17 protein-coding genes are annotated in these 16,486 nt (G+C 61.7%); 5 read left to right on the top strand and 12 right to left on the bottom strand.

Going from position 1 to position 16,486, the window contains the following annotated elements:
- Nucleotides 1-6 precede the first annotated feature (6 nt).
- Both IP76_RS05880 and chpT read right to left on the bottom strand, forming a co-directional pair.
- On the bottom strand, nucleotides 7-369 hold the full coding sequence (locus IP76_RS05880; RefSeq protein ID WP_054157230.1) for a PleD family two-component system response regulator: 363 nt from the start codon (nucleotides 367-369) through the stop codon (nucleotides 7-9).
- Between the two features lie 116 nt (nucleotides 370-485).
- Nucleotides 486-1,127 carry a histidine phosphotransferase ChpT gene (gene chpT, locus IP76_RS05875; RefSeq protein ID WP_054157229.1) on the bottom strand — a complete coding sequence of 214 codons (642 nt, stop codon included), beginning with the start codon at nucleotides 1,125-1,127 and terminating at the stop codon, nucleotides 486-488.
- A 229-nt stretch (nucleotides 1,128-1,356) separates the two neighbouring features.
- Between chpT and IP76_RS05870 the strand changes: the two genes are divergently transcribed.
- Together IP76_RS05870 and IP76_RS05865 are read left to right on the top strand one after the other, a co-directional pair.
- Entirely contained in the window at nucleotides 1,357-1,905 is a 549-nt protein-coding gene (locus IP76_RS05870) for a DUF1134 domain-containing protein (RefSeq protein WP_054157407.1), read from the top strand.
- A gap of 209 nt (nucleotides 1,906-2,114) precedes the next feature.
- Nucleotides 2,115-3,251 (top strand): hypothetical protein, encoded by a 1,137-nt coding sequence (locus IP76_RS05865; RefSeq protein ID WP_054157228.1) that lies wholly within the window; start codon nucleotides 2,115-2,117, stop codon nucleotides 3,249-3,251.
- A gap of 71 nt (nucleotides 3,252-3,322) precedes the next feature.
- Here IP76_RS05865 and IP76_RS05860 read toward each other — a convergent pair whose 3' ends face one another.
- Entirely contained in the window at nucleotides 3,323-4,171 is an 849-nt protein-coding gene (locus tag IP76_RS05860) for an RNA methyltransferase (RefSeq protein WP_054157227.1), read from the bottom strand.
- Nucleotides 4,172-4,175: 4 nt separating this feature from the next.
- Nucleotides 4,176-4,568, bottom strand: coding sequence for a hypothetical protein (locus tag IP76_RS05855; RefSeq protein ID WP_054157406.1), 393 nt, complete (start codon nucleotides 4,566-4,568; stop codon nucleotides 4,176-4,178).
- A 175-nt stretch (nucleotides 4,569-4,743) separates the two neighbouring features.
- On the opposite strand from IP76_RS05855, the gene IP76_RS05850 reads away from it, so the two are divergent.
- Nucleotides 4,744-5,772, top strand: coding sequence for an RluA family pseudouridine synthase (locus tag IP76_RS05850; protein ID WP_054157405.1), 1,029 nt, complete (start codon nucleotides 4,744-4,746; stop codon nucleotides 5,770-5,772).
- A 15-nt stretch (nucleotides 5,773-5,787) separates the two neighbouring features.
- On the opposite strand, the gene IP76_RS05845 is transcribed toward IP76_RS05850, so the two are convergent.
- Complete coding sequence (locus IP76_RS05845) at nucleotides 5,788-6,663, bottom strand: DMT family transporter (RefSeq protein ID WP_197278308.1); 876 nt, start codon at nucleotides 6,661-6,663, stop codon at nucleotides 5,788-5,790.
- Nucleotides 6,664-6,920: 257 nt separating this feature from the next.
- Between IP76_RS05845 and rpoH the strand changes: the two genes are divergently transcribed.
- Entirely contained in the window at nucleotides 6,921-7,823 is a 903-nt protein-coding gene (rpoH, locus tag IP76_RS05840) for an RNA polymerase sigma factor RpoH (RefSeq protein WP_054157225.1), read from the top strand.
- Between the two features lie 66 nt (nucleotides 7,824-7,889).
- On the opposite strand, the gene IP76_RS05835 is transcribed toward rpoH, so the two are convergent.
- From IP76_RS05835 to IP76_RS05820, 4 genes are all read right to left on the bottom strand, one after another.
- A complete protein-coding gene (locus IP76_RS05835; RefSeq protein ID WP_054157224.1) occupies nucleotides 7,890-8,684 on the bottom strand; it encodes a hypothetical protein in 795 nt (264 codons plus the stop codon).
- Nucleotides 8,681-9,613 carry an ABC transporter ATP-binding protein gene (locus IP76_RS05830; RefSeq protein WP_245281395.1) on the bottom strand — a complete coding sequence of 311 codons (933 nt, stop codon included), beginning with the start codon at nucleotides 9,611-9,613 and terminating at the stop codon, nucleotides 8,681-8,683. The genes IP76_RS05835 and IP76_RS05830 overlap by 4 nt, the downstream gene beginning before the upstream one ends.
- A 142-nt stretch (nucleotides 9,614-9,755) precedes the next feature.
- The gene (locus tag IP76_RS05825) at nucleotides 9,756-11,981 is read right to left on the bottom strand and encodes a hypothetical protein (RefSeq protein ID WP_054157223.1); all 2,226 of its coding nucleotides are present in this window, start codon (nucleotides 11,979-11,981) and stop codon (nucleotides 9,756-9,758) included.
- Between the two features lie 62 nt (nucleotides 11,982-12,043).
- Nucleotides 12,044-13,342, bottom strand: coding sequence for an adenylosuccinate synthase (locus tag IP76_RS05820; RefSeq protein ID WP_054157222.1), 1,299 nt, complete (start codon nucleotides 13,340-13,342; stop codon nucleotides 12,044-12,046).
- 213 nt (nucleotides 13,343-13,555) lie between these two features.
- Here IP76_RS05820 and IP76_RS05815 point away from each other — a divergent pair, with 213 nt between their 5' ends.
- The gene (locus tag IP76_RS05815) at nucleotides 13,556-14,464 is read left to right on the top strand and encodes a DMT family transporter (RefSeq protein WP_156318497.1); all 909 of its coding nucleotides are present in this window, start codon (nucleotides 13,556-13,558) and stop codon (nucleotides 14,462-14,464) included.
- Between the two features lie 23 nt (nucleotides 14,465-14,487).
- On the opposite strand, the gene IP76_RS05810 is transcribed toward IP76_RS05815, so the two are convergent.
- The 3 genes from IP76_RS05810 to IP76_RS05800 all read right to left on the bottom strand — a co-directional run bounded on the left by IP76_RS05810 (nucleotide 14,488) and on the right by IP76_RS05800 (nucleotide 16,237).
- Nucleotides 14,488-15,243 (bottom strand): metallophosphoesterase family protein, encoded by a 756-nt coding sequence (locus IP76_RS05810; RefSeq protein WP_054157220.1) that lies wholly within the window; start codon nucleotides 15,241-15,243, stop codon nucleotides 14,488-14,490.
- 151 nt (nucleotides 15,244-15,394) lie between these two features.
- Nucleotides 15,395-15,763, bottom strand: a complete 369-nt coding sequence (locus IP76_RS23075) for a hypothetical protein (protein ID WP_054157219.1) — start codon at nucleotides 15,761-15,763, stop codon at nucleotides 15,395-15,397.
- Between the two features lie 75 nt (nucleotides 15,764-15,838).
- Complete coding sequence (locus IP76_RS05800; RefSeq protein WP_054157403.1) at nucleotides 15,839-16,237, bottom strand: DUF1236 domain-containing protein; 399 nt, start codon at nucleotides 16,235-16,237, stop codon at nucleotides 15,839-15,841.
- Between the last annotated feature and the right edge of the window lie 249 nt (nucleotides 16,238-16,486).

The following is a 16,486-nucleotide window of genomic DNA, read 5'->3' as shown; positions in this document are numbered from 1 at the left end:
TGTCGTTCAGGCCGCAATCGCCTTGTCGGCAAAGGTGCGGGTCAGGATGGCCCGGTCGAAGGGCTTGAGAAGGAAGTCGTTGGCGCCGGCACGCTTGCCCGCCATCATGATCTTCAGTTCGGCCTCAACCACGCAATAGTAGATCAGGACTTCCTTGCCGCCCGGCAGGGCGCGAACATTGCTGATCAAGTCCAGGGCATCGTCCATGCCGGCATCGACGATGATGATGTCTGGCAATTCGCGCTCGCAGCGCCCCAAAGCGTCACGGCCGGAGGAGGCTTCGGTCACGTCGAAACCGAGTTCAGTCAGGATCTTGCGACCGACCTTGCGGACGATGTCGGAACCATCGGCGATCATCAAGCGCTTCATGATCTGCTCCTCCTGGAAAAATTCTCAAATATAACTTCGCGCCCCAAGTGTAAGGGACCGCAACTAAGGAAAAGTTACCTGCGTCGCGCTCTTACAGTCCCGGAATGGCACGATGATCAAACGACATCCGCCGTGAAGGCGATTTCACCTTCGCCTTGGACGCATTTGAGCTCCATGCCGCATTCATCGGCCAAGAGAACCGTATAATAGGGCTGGATCGAATGCGCATCGACCGCCTCTTCCAGATGGCCGTTCAGAATTTCCTGATATTTCGGCGGGACACGCAGCATGCGCCCCTTGGCGACGATCTTGAACTTCGCCTCTGTCTCAGGGTTTTCCAGCGTGATATCGAGCGAACCGCCGCGCGGAATGGCGCCGTAGGCGACAAGGAAGAGATTGAGGAGCAACTTCACCCGGTTCTTCGGGATGATGGCCCTCGGCCCTTCCCAGGTGACCTCGGTCTTCTTCTCTGCTGCGGCAAAGTCCTTGGCGGCCTTCTCGGCTTCGCCCGTATCAATCGACGCGCCGACGGAGCCAGAAGCGCCAAATGCCAGGCGGGCAAATTTCAGCCGGACCGAGGCATTCATCGCACTGGTGCGGATAAGGTCCATGGCGTCGCTGTCGGCGCCGCCCTCATCCAGCAGTTCGAGACCGTTGTTGATAGCGCCGACCGGCGAGATCACATCATGGCAGACGCGGCTGCACAACAGGGCTGCAAGGTCGGGACCCGCGAGTGTGAGAGTGGGATTCTTCGCCATAGGCTTCTCCAGAAGTTTACCCGGCAACGCGGAGCGGCGGCTTTGTCGCGCATGATCGTGGCCGGAGCGAGTTCGCTTCGGCCATAATGACACCATATTTGGTAAACCGATTATTAAGATGATCTTCGCTAGGGTCGATTACCCCCAAACGAGATGCCGAACGTCTTCGGCTGCGCCAAAAGGAGGCACCATGCGCCAGAAGCCACGCCGCTCTTACCGGGTCCCGCATATGTTGATCGCGGCCGCCCTGCTCGTCACCGGCCTCTTCATGTCCGAGCGTCCGGCCGAAGCAGCCGGTGAATACACCGTCCAGGAAGTCGTCGATGCCGGACACGGTTTCTTCGGCGAAACGAGTGGCGCACTCGCCAAGGTCCTGGAGCAGGCTTTTGAACGCTACGGCCTGCCCAATGGCTACATTCTCGGCCAGGAAGGCTCCGGCGCCCTGATCGCGGGCCTCACCTATGGCGAAGGCATGCTCTATACCAAGAATGTCGGCCAGCACGATGTCTTCTGGCAGGGCCCGTCTCTCGGCATTGACTATGGCGGCAACGGAACCCGCGCCATGATGCTGGTCTACGACCTGCCAAATGTCGAAACGCTCTATGCCCGCTACGGCGGCGTCAGCGGCTCGGCCTATATCGTCGCCGGCGTCGGAATGACCGTGCTGAAAAGCCGCGACGTCCTCCTCGTGCCGATCCGCACGGGTGTCGGTGCCCGCCTTGGGGTCAATGTAGGCTACCTCAAGCTCACCCGGACACCGACCTGGAACCCCTTCTGATCCTCTGGGGCCTGCATGCGCCAATGAGTTGCAGGCCTCGCGCAAGTTCGCTCTGCTCTGTCGTTAGGCATAATATGTGAATCAGGGTTGGGTGTGATGGTCGACCTTGCGACCAGCCCCGCCGCATGATTAAATAATCGCTAATACCTGAACGCGAACGCCGTGGCCCTGTCGTGATTGAATATGCCCTTATTTTTGCAATGGGATTTATGGCAGCGGCACTTCTGGTGATGTTGCTTGCGCCGGCGATTCATAATCGCGTCGTCGCCTACACCGAGAACCGTCTGAAGGCGACGATGCCGCTGAGCCCGCAGGAAATCCGGGCGCAGAAGGATATGGTTCGTGCGCTTTACGCCGCTGAAAACGCCCGCACTCTGCATGATCTAACCCGCGAGCGGGAAAAGACTGTGGCGCTCACCTTGCAGACCGCGTCCACCGGTCGCGAAGCAGGCCGCCTTCTCTCCGAAAACAAGGAACTGAAGGCACAGATCGAGGACATGAGCACCGAGGCCGCCGACGTGCGCTCTCGCCTGCGCCGGGCCGATGTGGACGTCACCACGGCACGCGAAACGATCAAGCGCCTGGAAGTGGCCATCGTAGAAAAGGACGTCGAGCTGGATGAGCGCTCGTCCCGCATTGGTCGCCTGATCACCGAAATCGACCACATGCGCATCGAGGCAAGCAACCGCGAGACCGAGATCGAATCCCTCAAGAGCCGTCTCTATGCACTGCGCGACGAGCGCGAGGACCTGCGCCGCGAGCACAAGCTGCTTGCCAAGCGGGCGAAGGACGCAGAGTTCCGCCTCACGCAGGAAGAACACAAAGTGCTTCGGCTTGAGGATCACATTGCCCGTGATGCTGCGGAGAAGGCCGATTTGGCCTCCGCACTGGAACGCCGTCTGCGCGAGATCACCGATACAAAGGCCAAGCTGAAGCGCAACAGCACTGAGCTTCGCCACGCCCATCGGGCCTTGCGCGAGGCGAATATTGCACTGCCGTCCATCAAGGAGGTCGCCATGGCTACCGACGACCACGAGGAAGCTTCCGCGCTGACCGCAACCGAGATGGAACAGACGATCCGCCATCGCCAGTCGACGCTCACTGAACGTCTGCTCAATACCACGTCTTCAGCAGATGATGGGGTCCTGCGCGATGCTTTGGGAGATGTTGCAGCGCGCATGGTTGTGCTGACGGCGCTTCGGGAAGGTAACAATTCACCAATTCCGTCACTCCTCTCCGCACCGACCCGCCAAGCCGCACCTTCGCTGAGCCTGGTCGACCGCGTTGTCGAGCTACAGCCGAGCCTCGAGCGCTCGCGCGAGGGTCTGCAGACAGCTGCTGAATAAGCTTGCGTCGTCAACCACAGGCTTGCCCTGCTTGCAGCGCTTTCCTGTCCAGGCCTTAGAGCTTCGGAGCCTTAACCGAGACGACCCATGCCGCGCGCAATGGCGTGAAGCGCAATCCCGCTCGCTGTCCCAACATTCAGGCTGTCCAATTCGGGCGCCTGGGCAATCCGCGCCGTGTTGAACCGATTGAGGATATCAGCCGGCAGCCCCTCCCCCTCGGTGCCCATCACCAGCGCGACACGGCGACCGGGTTTCACCTCACCGATCTCGACCGTTCCGGCCGGCGACAGCGCCCAGATTTCGAAACCCTGATCGGCAAGCGACGAGAGCAGCCCATCTGGTGCCCCGCCCCGCGCATAGGGTGTGGTCAGCACAGCACCGACCGAGACCCGGAGCGCCTTGCGGTAAAGCGGATCGCAGCAGGTTTCATCGAGCAGCACGGCATCGGCACGGAAGCCGGCCGCGTTGCGAAACAGCGAACCGACATTGTCATGGTTGGAAATGCCGCAAGCGACCAGGACCAGCGAGGTTTCCGGCAGGGCTCCGATGAGGTCCAGGGCATCCGGCGGCGCACGGCGCGAGCCGAGCGCCAGGACACCACGATGCAGGTGAAAGCCCGCAATCTGATCGAGAACCGGCCCCTCTGCCACATAGAGCGGAACTTCGTCGGGAAACTGGGCGACGATATCGTCAAGCCCGGCCTGCCGGTTCTTGAGGATCAGAAGCTTTTCCGCCCGGACCGGTCCACCTGCACGATGCGCCTTTGCCAGCATCGAGATCACCACCGTGCCTTCCGCAATGAACTGGCCATGCCGGCCAGTGAGATCGCGTTCGCGAATACCGGTGAACTCGGCAATGCGCGGATCGCCGGGATCGGTGATCTCGATCGCAGGCGTGGACCGGGAGACAGGCGGGCTCACCCTATCAGTTTCCGCTGAAGCCGACCTCGGCGATGAAGCGTCCGAGCCCGAGATCATAGACCAGCGCCGTGCGGCGTCCGGCTGCATTCTCGCCGTCCACCAGGATCTGGCTGCCGGAGAGCGACATCGACAGGATACGGAAACCGGCCGGCAGGTTGGCCGTCAGTGCGAGCGGCTGGTCCGACGGCACGACGAAGGGCTGCTGACCGGTTGCGGCCACAGGCGGTGCCTTGCCGTCGCTGCGGGTAAGTTTGTAGACGATCGCAACGAGCACGGCGAGAAACAGGATCGCCATGATACCGCCCGAGATCAGCTGCAGCTTGATCATCTTGCGGCGAACGCCTTCCATCACCGGATCAAGCGGCTTGTCTTCCTGGTCGTCATCGATATGCGTCATGGCAGCAGTTTCACCTTCACTCGTCCGCCAGGCTTTGAAAGACCCTTTCTCCGAAGCGAACGATCGGAGAAAATCGGCCGGCAGACCCGGCTGTCGATTGTCGAAATCCCCGGTCTGTGCGACATGGCTGCAGAACGAGGCCGCGCCGCCGGTCGTTTTCAGACGGGATGACATGATGACCGACCCCTTTAACGAAGCCGCTGCGTCAAGGAAAGAGCTGATTGCCGGCGACGATGCCGAAGGCCGCATCGATGCCTGGCTGACGGCCGCCCTCGGCAAGGAGTTCTCGCGCAACCGCGTCAAGGCGCTGATCGAACAGGGCGCCGTGCAGTTGAATGGGGTTCTGCTCGACAGTCCCAATCGCAAAATCAAGCTCGGCGATAACGTCGTCATCGACCTGCCCGCGCCCGAAGACCCCCAGCCCAAGGGCGAAAACATTCCACTCGAGATCCTCTACGAGGATTCCGACTTGATCGTCATTGCCAAGCCGCCGGGCCTCGTTGTGCATCCAGGTGCCGGCAACTGGCATGGAACGCTGGTCAACGCCCTCATCTACCATTGCGGCGACAGCCTGTCGGGCATTGGCGGCGTCAAGCGGCCCGGCATCGTACACCGTCTCGACAAGGACACATCCGGTGTCATGGTCGTCGCGAAGAACGACATTGCCCACCGCCACCTCTCCGACCAGTTCGCCGACCATGGCCGCACCGGCCCGCTGGAACGCGCTTACCGCGCCGTCGTGTGGGGCCGCCCGCGGACCCTTGCTGGCACGATCGACGCGGCCCTTGGCCGCTCCGGCGCCGATCGCACCAAGCGCACCGTCAAGCGCGAGGATACCGACGACGCCCGCGAGGCGATCACCCACTATACCGTGCTCGAACGTTACGGCGAAAAGCCGGACGCCACGTGCCTCGCCTCGCTGGTCGAATGCCGCCTGGAAACGGGCCGCACCCACCAGATCCGCGTTCACATGGCCCATATCGGCAATCCGCTGATTGGCGACCAGGAATATGGCGCCGCCTTCAAGACCAAGTCGAACCTGTTGCCGGAAGACGCCAAGCGCGCCGTCAACAAGTTCCACCGCCAGGCGCTGCACGCCTATCTCTTGGCCTTCGAGCACCCGACGACCGGCAAGACACTGCGCTTCGAAGCGCCGATCCCGGCCGACCTGCAAACGGTGATCGACGCGCTAAAAGCCATGTAGGAGGCCGCAGCCTCATCAGCTCTTTGCTGCAGACGTCGTCGCCGTGCGATGAGCCGACAGAATATGGAGGCACACGGCGACAAGCACGATTGTGCCGCCAATCACCGTTGAGCCAGACGGCCGATCGCCGAGAAAGATCAGCACCCATAAGGGCGCAAGCGGGGCATCCAGTGCGCCGATCAGGGCCGCCTCCACCGGCGGCACATCCCGCGCGCCGATGGTCAGAAGCAGGAAGCCCACTGAGAAGACAAGAACGCCAAAGCCAAGCACCACCAGCAGGTCATGTGTGGATGCCACGAGCGGGCTGGCAAAGGGCAAGGCGATCAAGGCGCTCAGCAAGCAGGACGCCACGGTGCAGGGTAGCGCCGGCTTATCCGGGAAGCGGCGTAAAAGCACAGTCCAGAAGGCCACCATTACCGTCATGGCAAAGGCGAGCGCATCGCCGAACAAGCTGCCCTCTTCACCGCTGCCGATCATCAGCAACACTCCCCCCATCGCAACGCCACTGGCAACAAGTGCCGAGCGTGTCGGCTTCTCGCCGAGAAGAAGACGTCCCAGTCCCGCCGCAACAAATGGACATGTCGCAAAGATGATCGCCACATGCGCAACCGACGTTGTGTAGAGCGCGCCGATGAAGAGAACCGCACAGACGGCCGATGTCGCACAGATCAGCAGACCAGCGCGACCAAGCCGCGCGAAATCGGGACCGACCCGCCCCCGGTTGACCGCGAACAGGCAAACGAAGAGGAAGCTTCCCGCAATCGTCCCACGCAGGAAGAGAAGCGTTGGAGCATCAATGCTGACAAGGCGCGTCATCAGGCCGGCCGTACTCAATGCAACAGTTGCAACGGTAACGGCTGCAAGACCGCGGAAGTAGGGTGATAGGCTCATGTGACCCTCGATCGGAACACGCCAGGATTGTTCCATGAACAGACATCAATTCCCATCAGAGTGGCAAGCCCCTTAGATCTTGCTCGCAATTCAATTGCGCGCAAATTATTTTGGCTCTCACAGCCTCGTGACGGAACGCAACTCTTGTATCGGCGTTTTGCCATACTTATCTGCTAATCGGATTTCTGTGGGATAGAGAGATCCACGGACATCGGGCTCGCCGTCCTATGGGAGCCCAGGAAGAAGAGGGGTGCATCATGGCCCGCAACAGTTTGCCTAGTATTACAGCCGGCGAGGCCGGTCTCAATCGTTATCTGGACGAAATCCGCAAGTTCCCCATGCTGGAACCGCAGGAAGAATACATGCTTGCCAAGCGTTACGCCGAGCACGGCGACCGCGACGCGGCCCACCGCATGGTAACGAGCCATCTGCGGCTCGTGGCCAAGATTGCCATGGGCTATCGCGGCTACGGCCTGCCGATCGGCGAAGTCGTGTCTGAGGGCAATGTCGGCCTGATGCAAGCGGTCAAGAAATTCGATCCGGAACGCGGCTTCCGTCTGGCAACCTATGCCATGTGGTGGATCAAGGCCTCGATCCAGGAATACATCCTGCGCTCTTGGTCGCTGGTCAAGATGGGCACGACGGCCAACCAGAAGCGTCTGTTCTTCAACCTGCGCCGCCTCAAGGGCAAGATCCAGGCGATCGAGGAAGGCGACCTTAAGCCCGACCAGGTCACGGAAATCGCGACCAAGCTGAAGGTCTCCGAGGAAGAAGTCATATCGATGAACCGCCGCCTCTCCGGCGACGCCTCGCTGAACGCACCGCTGCGCGCCAGCGAAGGCGAAGGTGGACAGTGGCAGGACTGGCTTGTTGATGACCATGACAGTCAGGAAGCCGTTCTCATCGAGCAGGACGAGCTGGAAACGCGCCGCAGCATGCTGAAGCGCGCCATGGCTGTCCTCAATGATCGCGAGCGTCGCATCTTTGAAGCCCGCCGTCTGGCCGACGATCCGATCACGCTGGAGGACCTCTCTGCCGAGTTCGACATCAGCCGCGAACGCGTCCGCCAGATCGAGGTCCGCGCCTTCGAAAAGGTTCAGGAAGCCGTTCAAAAGGATGCGCTTGAGCGCGCGCGCGCCCTGCGGGTGGTTGAAGCTTGATCTGAAAGCCCGTTCAAACAAGTCGAAAGCCGCCCGGATCCCGGGCGGCTTTTCTGTTTGCGAGCCCTATTCCGTGGCCAGCTGCTGACGCGAAAGGATCGCCATGCCAAGGGCCGGCAAGACGGCAAGCCAAAGCATCAGAACAATCACACCCAATCCACCTGCCATCGTCGATCCGCCCGAAAGCAGCCAGTCTCGCGCCGCTTGTGCCGCATAGCTCGGTAGCGGCAGACTGTCAGCGTCTCGGCCCAAGTAGATCTGCAGGATCGACGACCCGATGGCGAGCAAAAAGGCGGAGATGGCCGCCGTTATCATGGTTCGGGTGATGACCACGACCACCGCCACGAACGCCGTCAGCACGGCCAGTTCCAGAAGCGCGACCGACAAAGCAGTTAGAAGAACCAGGAAAGACGATGCAGAGACGGTAAGCCCGCTCATGCCAGCCTCGCTGGCAAGGGCGCGGATCACGGTCAGGACCAGATCCCCGGCAACCGCGAGAAGCAGGCCGGCTGCCAGAAACCCGATGCAGACGAAGAACTTCGCCGCATAGAGCTCAGCGCGTGAATGACGTGGCACAAGCAGCCGCCAGGTCTGATAGCGATAGTCGAGATAGAAAATGGACCCGATGCCGATCGCATGCAGCAGGTGACCCATCGAATTTCCAGAAATGCCAAGACTGTTGGCGGCCGACAGAAAGATGTCGAGATCACCCGCCGACCGACGCCCGGTGCGAAGATAGACGAAGCCTTCCATGCCGAACTTGAACAGGATCGACAGAAAGGCAACCGACAGGAAACCGAAGAACAGAAGCGCCGGCTGACGGACAAGCTTGACGATCTCGGCTGTGACAAGCGCCTTCATGCGCGGCCCTCCCGCGTTTCCGAGAGAAAGACAGATTCGAGATCCGCCTTGATCCGTTTTGCCTCGTGGATACGCGCACCGGACAGGACGAGAGACCGGATCAACTCGGGAACTTCAGCCTCCCCGATCCGCAGACTGACGCCACCATCGACCAGTTCAGCCTCATGGCAAAGCCCCATCAGCACATCCGCCGGCGCGTCCACCCTGAGGAAGAACCGCCCCTCGCCCCCGATCAGGTCGGCAACCACACCTTCGGCAGCCAGACGCCCCCGATTGATGATCGCCACGCGGCTGCATACCCGCTCGACCTCGACGAGCAGATGGCTCGACAGCAGTACGGCGAGACCGTCGCGATGGGCAAGCTCCTGGATCAGAGATCGAATTTCCAAAATCCCGTCCGGGTCGAGCCCATTGGTGGGCTCATCAAGGATCACCGCCTCTGGCTGCCCCACCAGTGCGCAGCCGATTCCGAGCCTTTGCTTCATGCCGAGTGAAAAACCGGAAACCGCCTTGTCGGCGGCGCCGACCAGGCCAACGCGGCGCAGCACGGGTTCAACCAGCGCCATGGTGCCGGACGAACGGGCCAGCATTTCAAGATGCTCACGTGCGGTGAGAAACGGATAGAGACCGGGCGCCTCGACCAGCATGCCGAGACGCTGCCGGGACTGAGGCCTGGCCGGCGCACCGAAGATGCGCACCTCGCCGGCATCGGGCGTGATCAGGCCGGCGACGATCCGCAGCAATGTACTCTTGCCGGCGCCATTCGGGCCGAGAAGGCCGAAAACCTCGCCTCTGGGAACAGCAAGTGACAGGCCATCAAGTGCCTGAACGGCGCGCGGTCCGCGCCCATAGCGCTTGTGCACCGATACGATCTCGATGGCATCACCCGAACGGTCATCAGCCGCCTCGGCTCTTTTCGTGTTCGCCAATCCCATCTCTGATCCCCGATCGTTCATCTTGTCGTGTGGCATTGGCACCGGAAATGAAAAATCCGCAGGACGCAAGTCCTGCGGATCTCAAGAATGCAACCAAGCGTGGCGGTTGTCACAACGCGCCAGGAGACTTGTCCGGTCAGTTGCCCGGACCCAGCGCCTTCCACTCGTTGATCACCTGTTCGAAGACGCGTGCGCCATCAGTGCCCTTGTCCATGGTGATCAGCGCGCGGCGACCATTGCGATAAATGACCGGAATGTCGATCCAACCGCGTGTCGACAGGAGTTCGAGATTGCGGGCAATCACATCCTCGAAGTCGTTGAGCGCCACCAGATAGGTGTCATCGGTCACCTTGGCGGTGACGGCAACCAGCGGATCACCGCGATCCTGTTCCGTCCGCTTCATCGCGATCCGCTGCAGGTTCTCGATTGCACCACCTTCAAAGGTGGCCGGAACCGAGAACACGACCTCGATGATATGGCTGGCAGGCAGCGAGTCATCGGTGTTGCGCTTGATCGTCAGCAGCGCGGTCAGACCGCGATCCGGAACCGACAGGCGACCCTGGATCTGGGGATCGGGACGACCATCCGGTCCGTTTTCGCGCAGCGCGGTCCATGTCACGCCACCGGGAACGGCAACCGGCGTTGCCTGGCCAATCTGCTCTTCATAGAGGAACAGCTTGTCGCCACCGGCTGCGGCCGCGGCTGCGGCTGGTGCCGACGTCTGGGCCGGTGGTGTTGCACCATCCGTGGGTTCGATGTTGGACGCAACGGTCTGCGCCGAGACCGAGCGGCCTTCGGGTGGCGTTCCGATGCTCGGGGCCGCAGCAGCACCGTCGTCAACCTCGGATCCGTCGGCGCGCAAGCGCTGTGTGAACTTCTCGGACCCTGCCGCCTCGGCCGGAGCACCGCCATTTGCCGCTTCCGCCGTTTGGTCTTCAGCCGGATTGGCTGGCGGCGTGGTCGCAGCAGGCGTCTGTGTCGCTGTTTCGTCCGCCGGCACCGGTGCGCCGGCAACATTGGCCACCAGCGAACTGATGTCGTCGCGATAGATCCAACCGGCAAGGCCAGCACCAGCCGCAATGGTAAAGCCGACAACGGCCAGGATAACCGGCGCGTAGTTGCGACGCCTTTGCGGTTCCAGACGATAGGCCGGCTGGTCATAGCCGCCCATCAGCGCGTCCATGGCCTCGTTCTTCTTCGGCGAAACAGCAACCGCGTCGCTCGGAACGGCGTCAAACGGGTCCGGCACCATCGCACCGGACACGCCGGTCACGTATGGATCGACACCAACCTGCCCCACGGGCTGATCGGGCTGCGGACTGACATCACCGGCATGTTCCTGGAACCAGCGGCTGAAATCATCCGGTTCGGTCGGCAACTGGCCCGGATTCGGGGCAAGACCCGCGTAATCTGTAGCCGTTTCGGCGGGCAGCCGGTAACCGTCCTGAACCTCGAACTGTGCCGAGGTATCAATCCGGGCTGGCTCGGAAAACGCCGGGAACTCGTCGGTCGGCGTATGGGAAACCTGTGTGGTTTCATAGCCGATTTCCGGCAGTTCTGGCACGCGGTTCGCAGCAGGCTCAGTCGCCGCCGGCACATCCCACGTCGCTTCGGGCAAGGATGCCGGAGCAGCATCGGCCTGACGCTCCTGCAGCCAGTCATCGACAAGGTCCATGCGCGCGGCAGCCGCCGGCTCGACCGGCTTGTTCACCGCTTCGCGATGCTCCCAGAGCGGCACCGCCGGCGTCGTCACGGGAGGCCACGTCTCGGCAGGCGCAACAGGCTCAGGCGCGGCATAGTGCTCGGGCAGGTCCGGCTCGGCCGGATGGCGGCCCTCATCGAAATCGGTCCCGACGGGAACCGGTGACGTGTATTCCGGTTCGGCGGGTGGGACCTCAGCCGCAGCAGGCGTTTCCCAGGGAGCGAACTGTTCGACGGGTGCCTGATGCTCTGGTACAGCCGCTTCGACCGGCGCGCGCGGCTCGTTTTCCGCCATATACGCATCGGCCCAGTCATCACCGGTCACCGCCGGTGCGGGCGCTGCCTGGACAGGCTCGACATAGGCTTCGACAGGCGCCGGTTCTGGCGCCATGGGTTCCGGCTCGGACGCCCATTCCTGGGCTGGCGCTTCTTCCTCATAAGCCGGCAGAGCCGCGGCGTGTTCTGCCTCCACCTCGCGGATCGCAGCGTCGAGCTTTTCCAACTGCCGCTGCAACATGTGCTCGGGCGGCCTTGGCTGCATGTTCTCAAGCTGCCGCACGACGGCAGCGCGGGCCTTTTCATAGACCCGCACACGCATTTCCGGAGTGTTGTTCGACAGCCCGTCCACGGCCCGTCGAATGACGGCGATAAAGTCAGCCATACGCACTTTCTCTTCGTTGCCGATTCGATATGGAATCGGCAAAACTCTGGTAAATGGTTAACTTAATCCTCGAAAGGGTCCGTCACAAGTATCGTGTCGTCCCGCTCCGGGCTCGTCGACAACAGGGCAACCGGTGCGCCGATCAGCTCTTCGACCTGACGGACATACTTGATGGCCTGCGCCGGAAGATCTGCCCATTTGCGGGCACCAACAGTCGATTCCTTCCAGCCTTCCAGCGTAATATAGATGGGCTCAACCCGCGCCTGGGCGGCCTGAGCGGCGGGCAGATAGTCGATTTCCTGGCCGTCGAGCTTGTAGCCGACGCAGATCTTCAACTCTTCCAGGCCATCGAGAACGTCGAGCTTTGTCAGCGCGATACCGGTAATGCCGTTGGTCGCGACCGACTGGCGCACAAGCGCCGCGTCGAACCAGCCGCAGCGCCGCTTGCGTCCCGTGACGGTGCCGAATTCATGCCCCTTCTCGCCGAGGAACTGGCCGATTTCATCATGCAGTTCGGTCGGGAACGGACCTTCGCCAACGCGGGTCGTGTAGGCCTTGGTGATGCCGAGGATATAGCCGAGCGCACCCGGGCCCATGCCGGAACCGGCGGCAGCCTGACCGGCGACCGTGTTGGACGAGGTAACGAAAGGATAGGTGCCGTGGTCGATGTCGAGCAGCGAGCCCTGAGCGCCTTCAAACAGAATACGCGAGCCCTTGCGGCGCTCCTTGTCGAGCAGGCTCCAGACCGAATCCATGAAAGGCAGCACGCGATCCGCAACGGAGGTCAGTTCTTCCATGATCGCCTGATGCTCGACTTCCGGCGCGCCAAAACCGCGACGAAGCGCATTGTGATGCGTCAGGATGCGATCGACCTTGCCTTCAAGCGCATCGAGATCGGCAAGGTCCATGACGCGAATCGCACGGCGGCCGACCTTGTCTTCATAGGCCGGGCCGATACCGCGGCGCGTGGTGCCAATCTTGGTGCCGCTGTTGGAGGCAGCGTCTTCGCGCATGCCGTCCAGTTCGCGGTGCAGGGACAGGATCAGCGTTGCGTTTTCCGCAATCCGCAGATTGTCCGGCGTCACTTCGACGCCCTGATCCTTCAACCGGCCAATTTCAGCAATCAGCGCATGCGGATCGACAACGACGCCATTGCCAATGACGGCCCGCTTGCCCGGACGCACCACGCCCGATGGCAGAAGCGAGAGCTTATAGGAAACGCCGTCGATGACGAGCGTATGGCCGGCATTGTGCCCACCCTGGAAGCGCACGACGATATCGGCGCGCTCGGACAGCCAATCGACAATCTTGCCCTTGCCCTCATCACCCCATTGCGAACCGATCACCACGACATTCGTCATTTCGAAATCCTGTATATCGCGCAGTCGTTGCGCCTACTCAAACCCGCGCATCTATACTGTGTTGTTTTCGGGAAATCGACCCGTCTTGACCATTGAATCGGCTTTTTGCGTGACAAAGCGAGACCCCTGACCTATTTCCGGTGCAATCGCGCCCATCGGGACGGCAGGTTTTGCCGGTATGACCGGGGCCGACGCATGCAAGGAAGCCATACTTTGCCGGTTCGCGCCTATACTTTTCTCGTCATCACCACCTTGCTCTGGGGCGGCAACGCAGTCGCCGGCAAGCTGGCACTCGGCCACGTCAGCCCGATGATCCTGAGCTTTGGCCGCTGGGGCCTGGCGAGCCTGATCATCTTCGCAATCTCGGTGCCACAGATCCGCAAGGACTGGGATGTGCTGAAGGCCAACTGGAAGCTCCTCGCCTTCTACGGGGCCATAGGCTACGCAGCCTTCAACGGTTTTCTCTACACCGCACTCAAATACACCACCGCCGTCAATGCAACGATCGAACAGGGCGCCATCCCGGTTCTGATCTTCGTCATCAACTTCGCCATCTTCCGCATTCCGGTAGCACCGATCCAGATTCTCGGCTTCCTGATCAGCTTCGTTGGTGCGGCCGTCACCGCCTCGCATGGCGACATCCACCGGCTGCTATCGCTGACACTGAATGCTGGCGACCTGCTGATGGTCTTTGCCGGCCTCTCCTATGCGATCTACACGATCTCGCTGCGCTGGAAACCGCAGGTCCACTGGAAGAGCCTCATGGCGGTGCCGGCCCTCGCGGCCACGGTGACCTGTCTGCCGCTCGTCTGGTGGGAGGCGAGCAAAGGCCAGATGATTATGCCCGACACCACCGGCTGGCTGCTGATCCTCTATGCCGGACTGCTGCCCTCACTGATTTCGCAAGTGCTCTACATCAAGGGCGTGGAAGTCATCGGCGCCAACAGGGCCGGCCTGTTCATCAATCTCGTGCCCGTCTTCGGCACGCTGCTCTCCGTCACCCTGCTTGGCGAGACGCTTGAAAGCTTCCACATTCTGGCGCTCGCCCTCGTCCTTGGGGGCATAGCAATCGCCGAATGGGGCAAGCCTGTGCAGACAGCTTCGAAAAAAGCCCGGACCTGAGACTTCGGCAGTCGAACTGCTGATTAGCCGGCTGCCGTATCGAAGATGACAACGTCACCCTGATGAAACCGCGCCGCCGTCAGGCGCCCGGTCTTGTGACAATGCGTGTCCAGGCTGACGCGGTCAGCTCCGACATGTGCCTGCCGCATCGGCGAATGGCCGTGGACCACCCTGACCGGCAATCCGGGGCCAAGATCGAGGAAGGATCGCCGGATCCACATCAGGTCTTCGTCGGTCTGATCGACCAGCGGCCGCCCCGGCCGGATGCCGGCATGCACGAAGACATCGCCGCCAATTGTCAGCATGACCGGCAAAGCCCGCAGAAACTCGAGATGCGAGGACGGCACCGCCGACCGCACAAGTTCGCGCAGCTTGTGGTTGGAGCCCGTGACAGACCCCGCCGAGGCAAGTTCGACACCATAGGACGCCATGGTCTCCATGGCCCCGTGATCGAGGAACCAGTCGCCCGCCGGATCGCCCTCCAGATAATCGAGAAAGGCGTCGTCGTGATTGCCGCGCAGGCAGATACGATCAAAGCCCGCCGGTGGAGAGGCCGTCAGGTGATAAAGCACGGTCGCCGATCGGGGACCGCGATCAATATAATCCCCGAGCATGACAATCAGCTTGCGACCATCGAGAGCTTCGGCATCGAGCCGGATTTTCTCTTCAAGCGCGAGCAAGGCATCATGACAGCCATGCACGTCACCGATGGCGTATATGGCAGCGTAGCGATCCGTCGGCAGTTCAAGCCGTGGCATCCTGCCTTGTTCGAGGAACATGTGTTCTTCAGTCTCCGAATGGAATGCACAACCTTATGCACCAGATATCGTGCAGCCTCCAAGACACCAGACGCGAAAAGACCAGCCCTTTTCAAGGCTGGCCTTCTGTCTGTTGGTGGCGGGCTCTGACGCCCGCCCGGCCGGCTTTGCCTTACGGGGTGGTCGGAGCGCTACCGGGCGCGGCAGGAGCCGGAGCAGGTGCCGCCGGATCAGCCGGGGCCGGAGCGGCCGGAGCCGGGTCAGCAGGAGCGGCCGGGGCAGCATCCGATGCGGCCGGCGGCGTCGGTGCCGTGGCTGGCGGGGTCGCGGACTCCGTTGCAGTGGTGGCAGGTGCCGTCGTGTCCACTGTGCCGTTTCCGCCATAGAGGAAGAAGGCACCGGCGGCGATGACGACAACCAACAGGATGGCAACGGCCCAACCGGTGCCGCCCATGCTGGAATTCTGCTGCGTCACATGCGGCGCAAGCGGCGGGGCGACAGGCGGGCGCTGGTCGAGGCGCGGATCTGGTCTCTGGTCCATGGTGTAACCTCCAGGTTATCGGCCGGAACACTGTCGTTCCCGGCCATTGTTTATGGTGGATTCAAGCGCCGGGTCTTACTGAACGACACCGACGACGACATAGGTCTCAGGGTCGACGATGACGCGCTGGTCATTGACGATGGCATAGGCATAGGTCGGGTTCTCAGGCACAGGCGTCAGTACGACCTGCCGCGGCAGGGCTTCACCGACGACCACACGCTGCTCGATCACCACTGGCGCGGTGGCGACAGGCTGCTGGCGAACATAAGTCACCACCGTTTCCGGCGGCGGGGCAACGGCCGTACCGGCGATCGCACCAACGACGCCGCCGACTGCCGCGCCAACGGGACCACCGACGATGGCACCGGTGACGGCACCGCCGGCAGCGCCAGTGACAGTGCCTTCCTGAGCCATGACAGGTGCACAAGCGGCACCAAGAAGCAGGGAAGCAACAACAAATGTCTTCGTACGCATGGTTTCGTCCTTTCCGTCTTTGATACTGGGGATAAAAACACCAGAGAAACGGAATTGTTCCATGAGCAGGGTCGACCAGGAGATATCGACCGGGAAATATTCTAATAAGGAAAGAAATGAGCTCGAATAGGGCTGAACGATGCGCAAATTCTGGCGATATTGCGGATTCTATATTTCAGACGACAAAATTACTCCAGGAGACCCTGGCCGTCAGGTTCCGTTCGAGTCACCGTTGAGTAGAACCCGCAA

The sequence above is a fragment of the Rhizobium sp. AAP43 genome (genome assembly GCF_001296045.1).
Taxonomy (GTDB): domain Bacteria; phylum Pseudomonadota; class Alphaproteobacteria; order Rhizobiales; family Rhizobiaceae; genus Allorhizobium.
The sequence above is the reverse complement of the archived record's forward strand: the minus strand, read 5'-3'. Positions and strand labels throughout refer to the sequence as shown.

What these genes read in the sequence shown, in the direction of transcription:
- IP76_RS05880 (WP_054157230.1), bottom strand. Translation starts at nt 369, where the DNA reads ATGAAGCGCTTGATGATCGCCGATGGTTCCGACATCGTCCGCAAGGTC.
- chpT (WP_054157229.1), bottom strand. Translation starts at nt 1,127, where the DNA reads ATGGCGAAGAATCCCACTCTCACACTCGCGGGTCCCGACCTTGCAGCC.
- IP76_RS05870 (WP_054157407.1), top strand. Translation starts at nt 1,357, where the DNA reads ATGTTGATCGCGGCCGCCCTGCTCGTCACCGGCCTCTTCATGTCCGAG.
- IP76_RS05865 (WP_054157228.1), top strand. Translation starts at nt 2,115, where the DNA reads ATGGCAGCGGCACTTCTGGTGATGTTGCTTGCGCCGGCGATTCATAAT.
- IP76_RS05855 (WP_054157406.1), bottom strand. Translation starts at nt 4,568, where the DNA reads ATGACGCATATCGATGACGACCAGGAAGACAAGCCGCTTGATCCGGTG.
- IP76_RS05850 (WP_054157405.1), top strand. Translation starts at nt 4,744, where the DNA reads ATGACCGACCCCTTTAACGAAGCCGCTGCGTCAAGGAAAGAGCTGATT.
- IP76_RS05845 (WP_197278308.1), bottom strand. Translation starts at nt 6,663, where the DNA reads ATGAGCCTATCACCCTACTTCCGCGGTCTTGCAGCCGTTACCGTTGCA.
- rpoH (WP_054157225.1), top strand. Translation starts at nt 6,921, where the DNA reads ATGGCCCGCAACAGTTTGCCTAGTATTACAGCCGGCGAGGCCGGTCTC.
- IP76_RS05835 (WP_054157224.1), bottom strand. Translation starts at nt 8,684, where the DNA reads ATGAAGGCGCTTGTCACAGCCGAGATCGTCAAGCTTGTCCGTCAGCCG.
- IP76_RS05825 (WP_054157223.1), bottom strand. Translation starts at nt 11,981, where the DNA reads ATGGCTGACTTTATCGCCGTCATTCGACGGGCCGTGGACGGGCTGTCG.
- IP76_RS05820 (WP_054157222.1), bottom strand. Translation starts at nt 13,342, where the DNA reads ATGACGAATGTCGTGGTGATCGGTTCGCAATGGGGTGATGAGGGCAAG.
- IP76_RS05810 (WP_054157220.1), bottom strand. Translation starts at nt 15,243, where the DNA reads ATGTTCCTCGAACAAGGCAGGATGCCACGGCTTGAACTGCCGACGGAT.
- IP76_RS23075 (WP_054157219.1), bottom strand. Translation starts at nt 15,763, where the DNA reads ATGGACCAGAGACCAGATCCGCGCCTCGACCAGCGCCCGCCTGTCGCC.
- IP76_RS05800 (WP_054157403.1), bottom strand. Translation starts at nt 16,237, where the DNA reads ATGCGTACGAAGACATTTGTTGTTGCTTCCCTGCTTCTTGGTGCCGCT.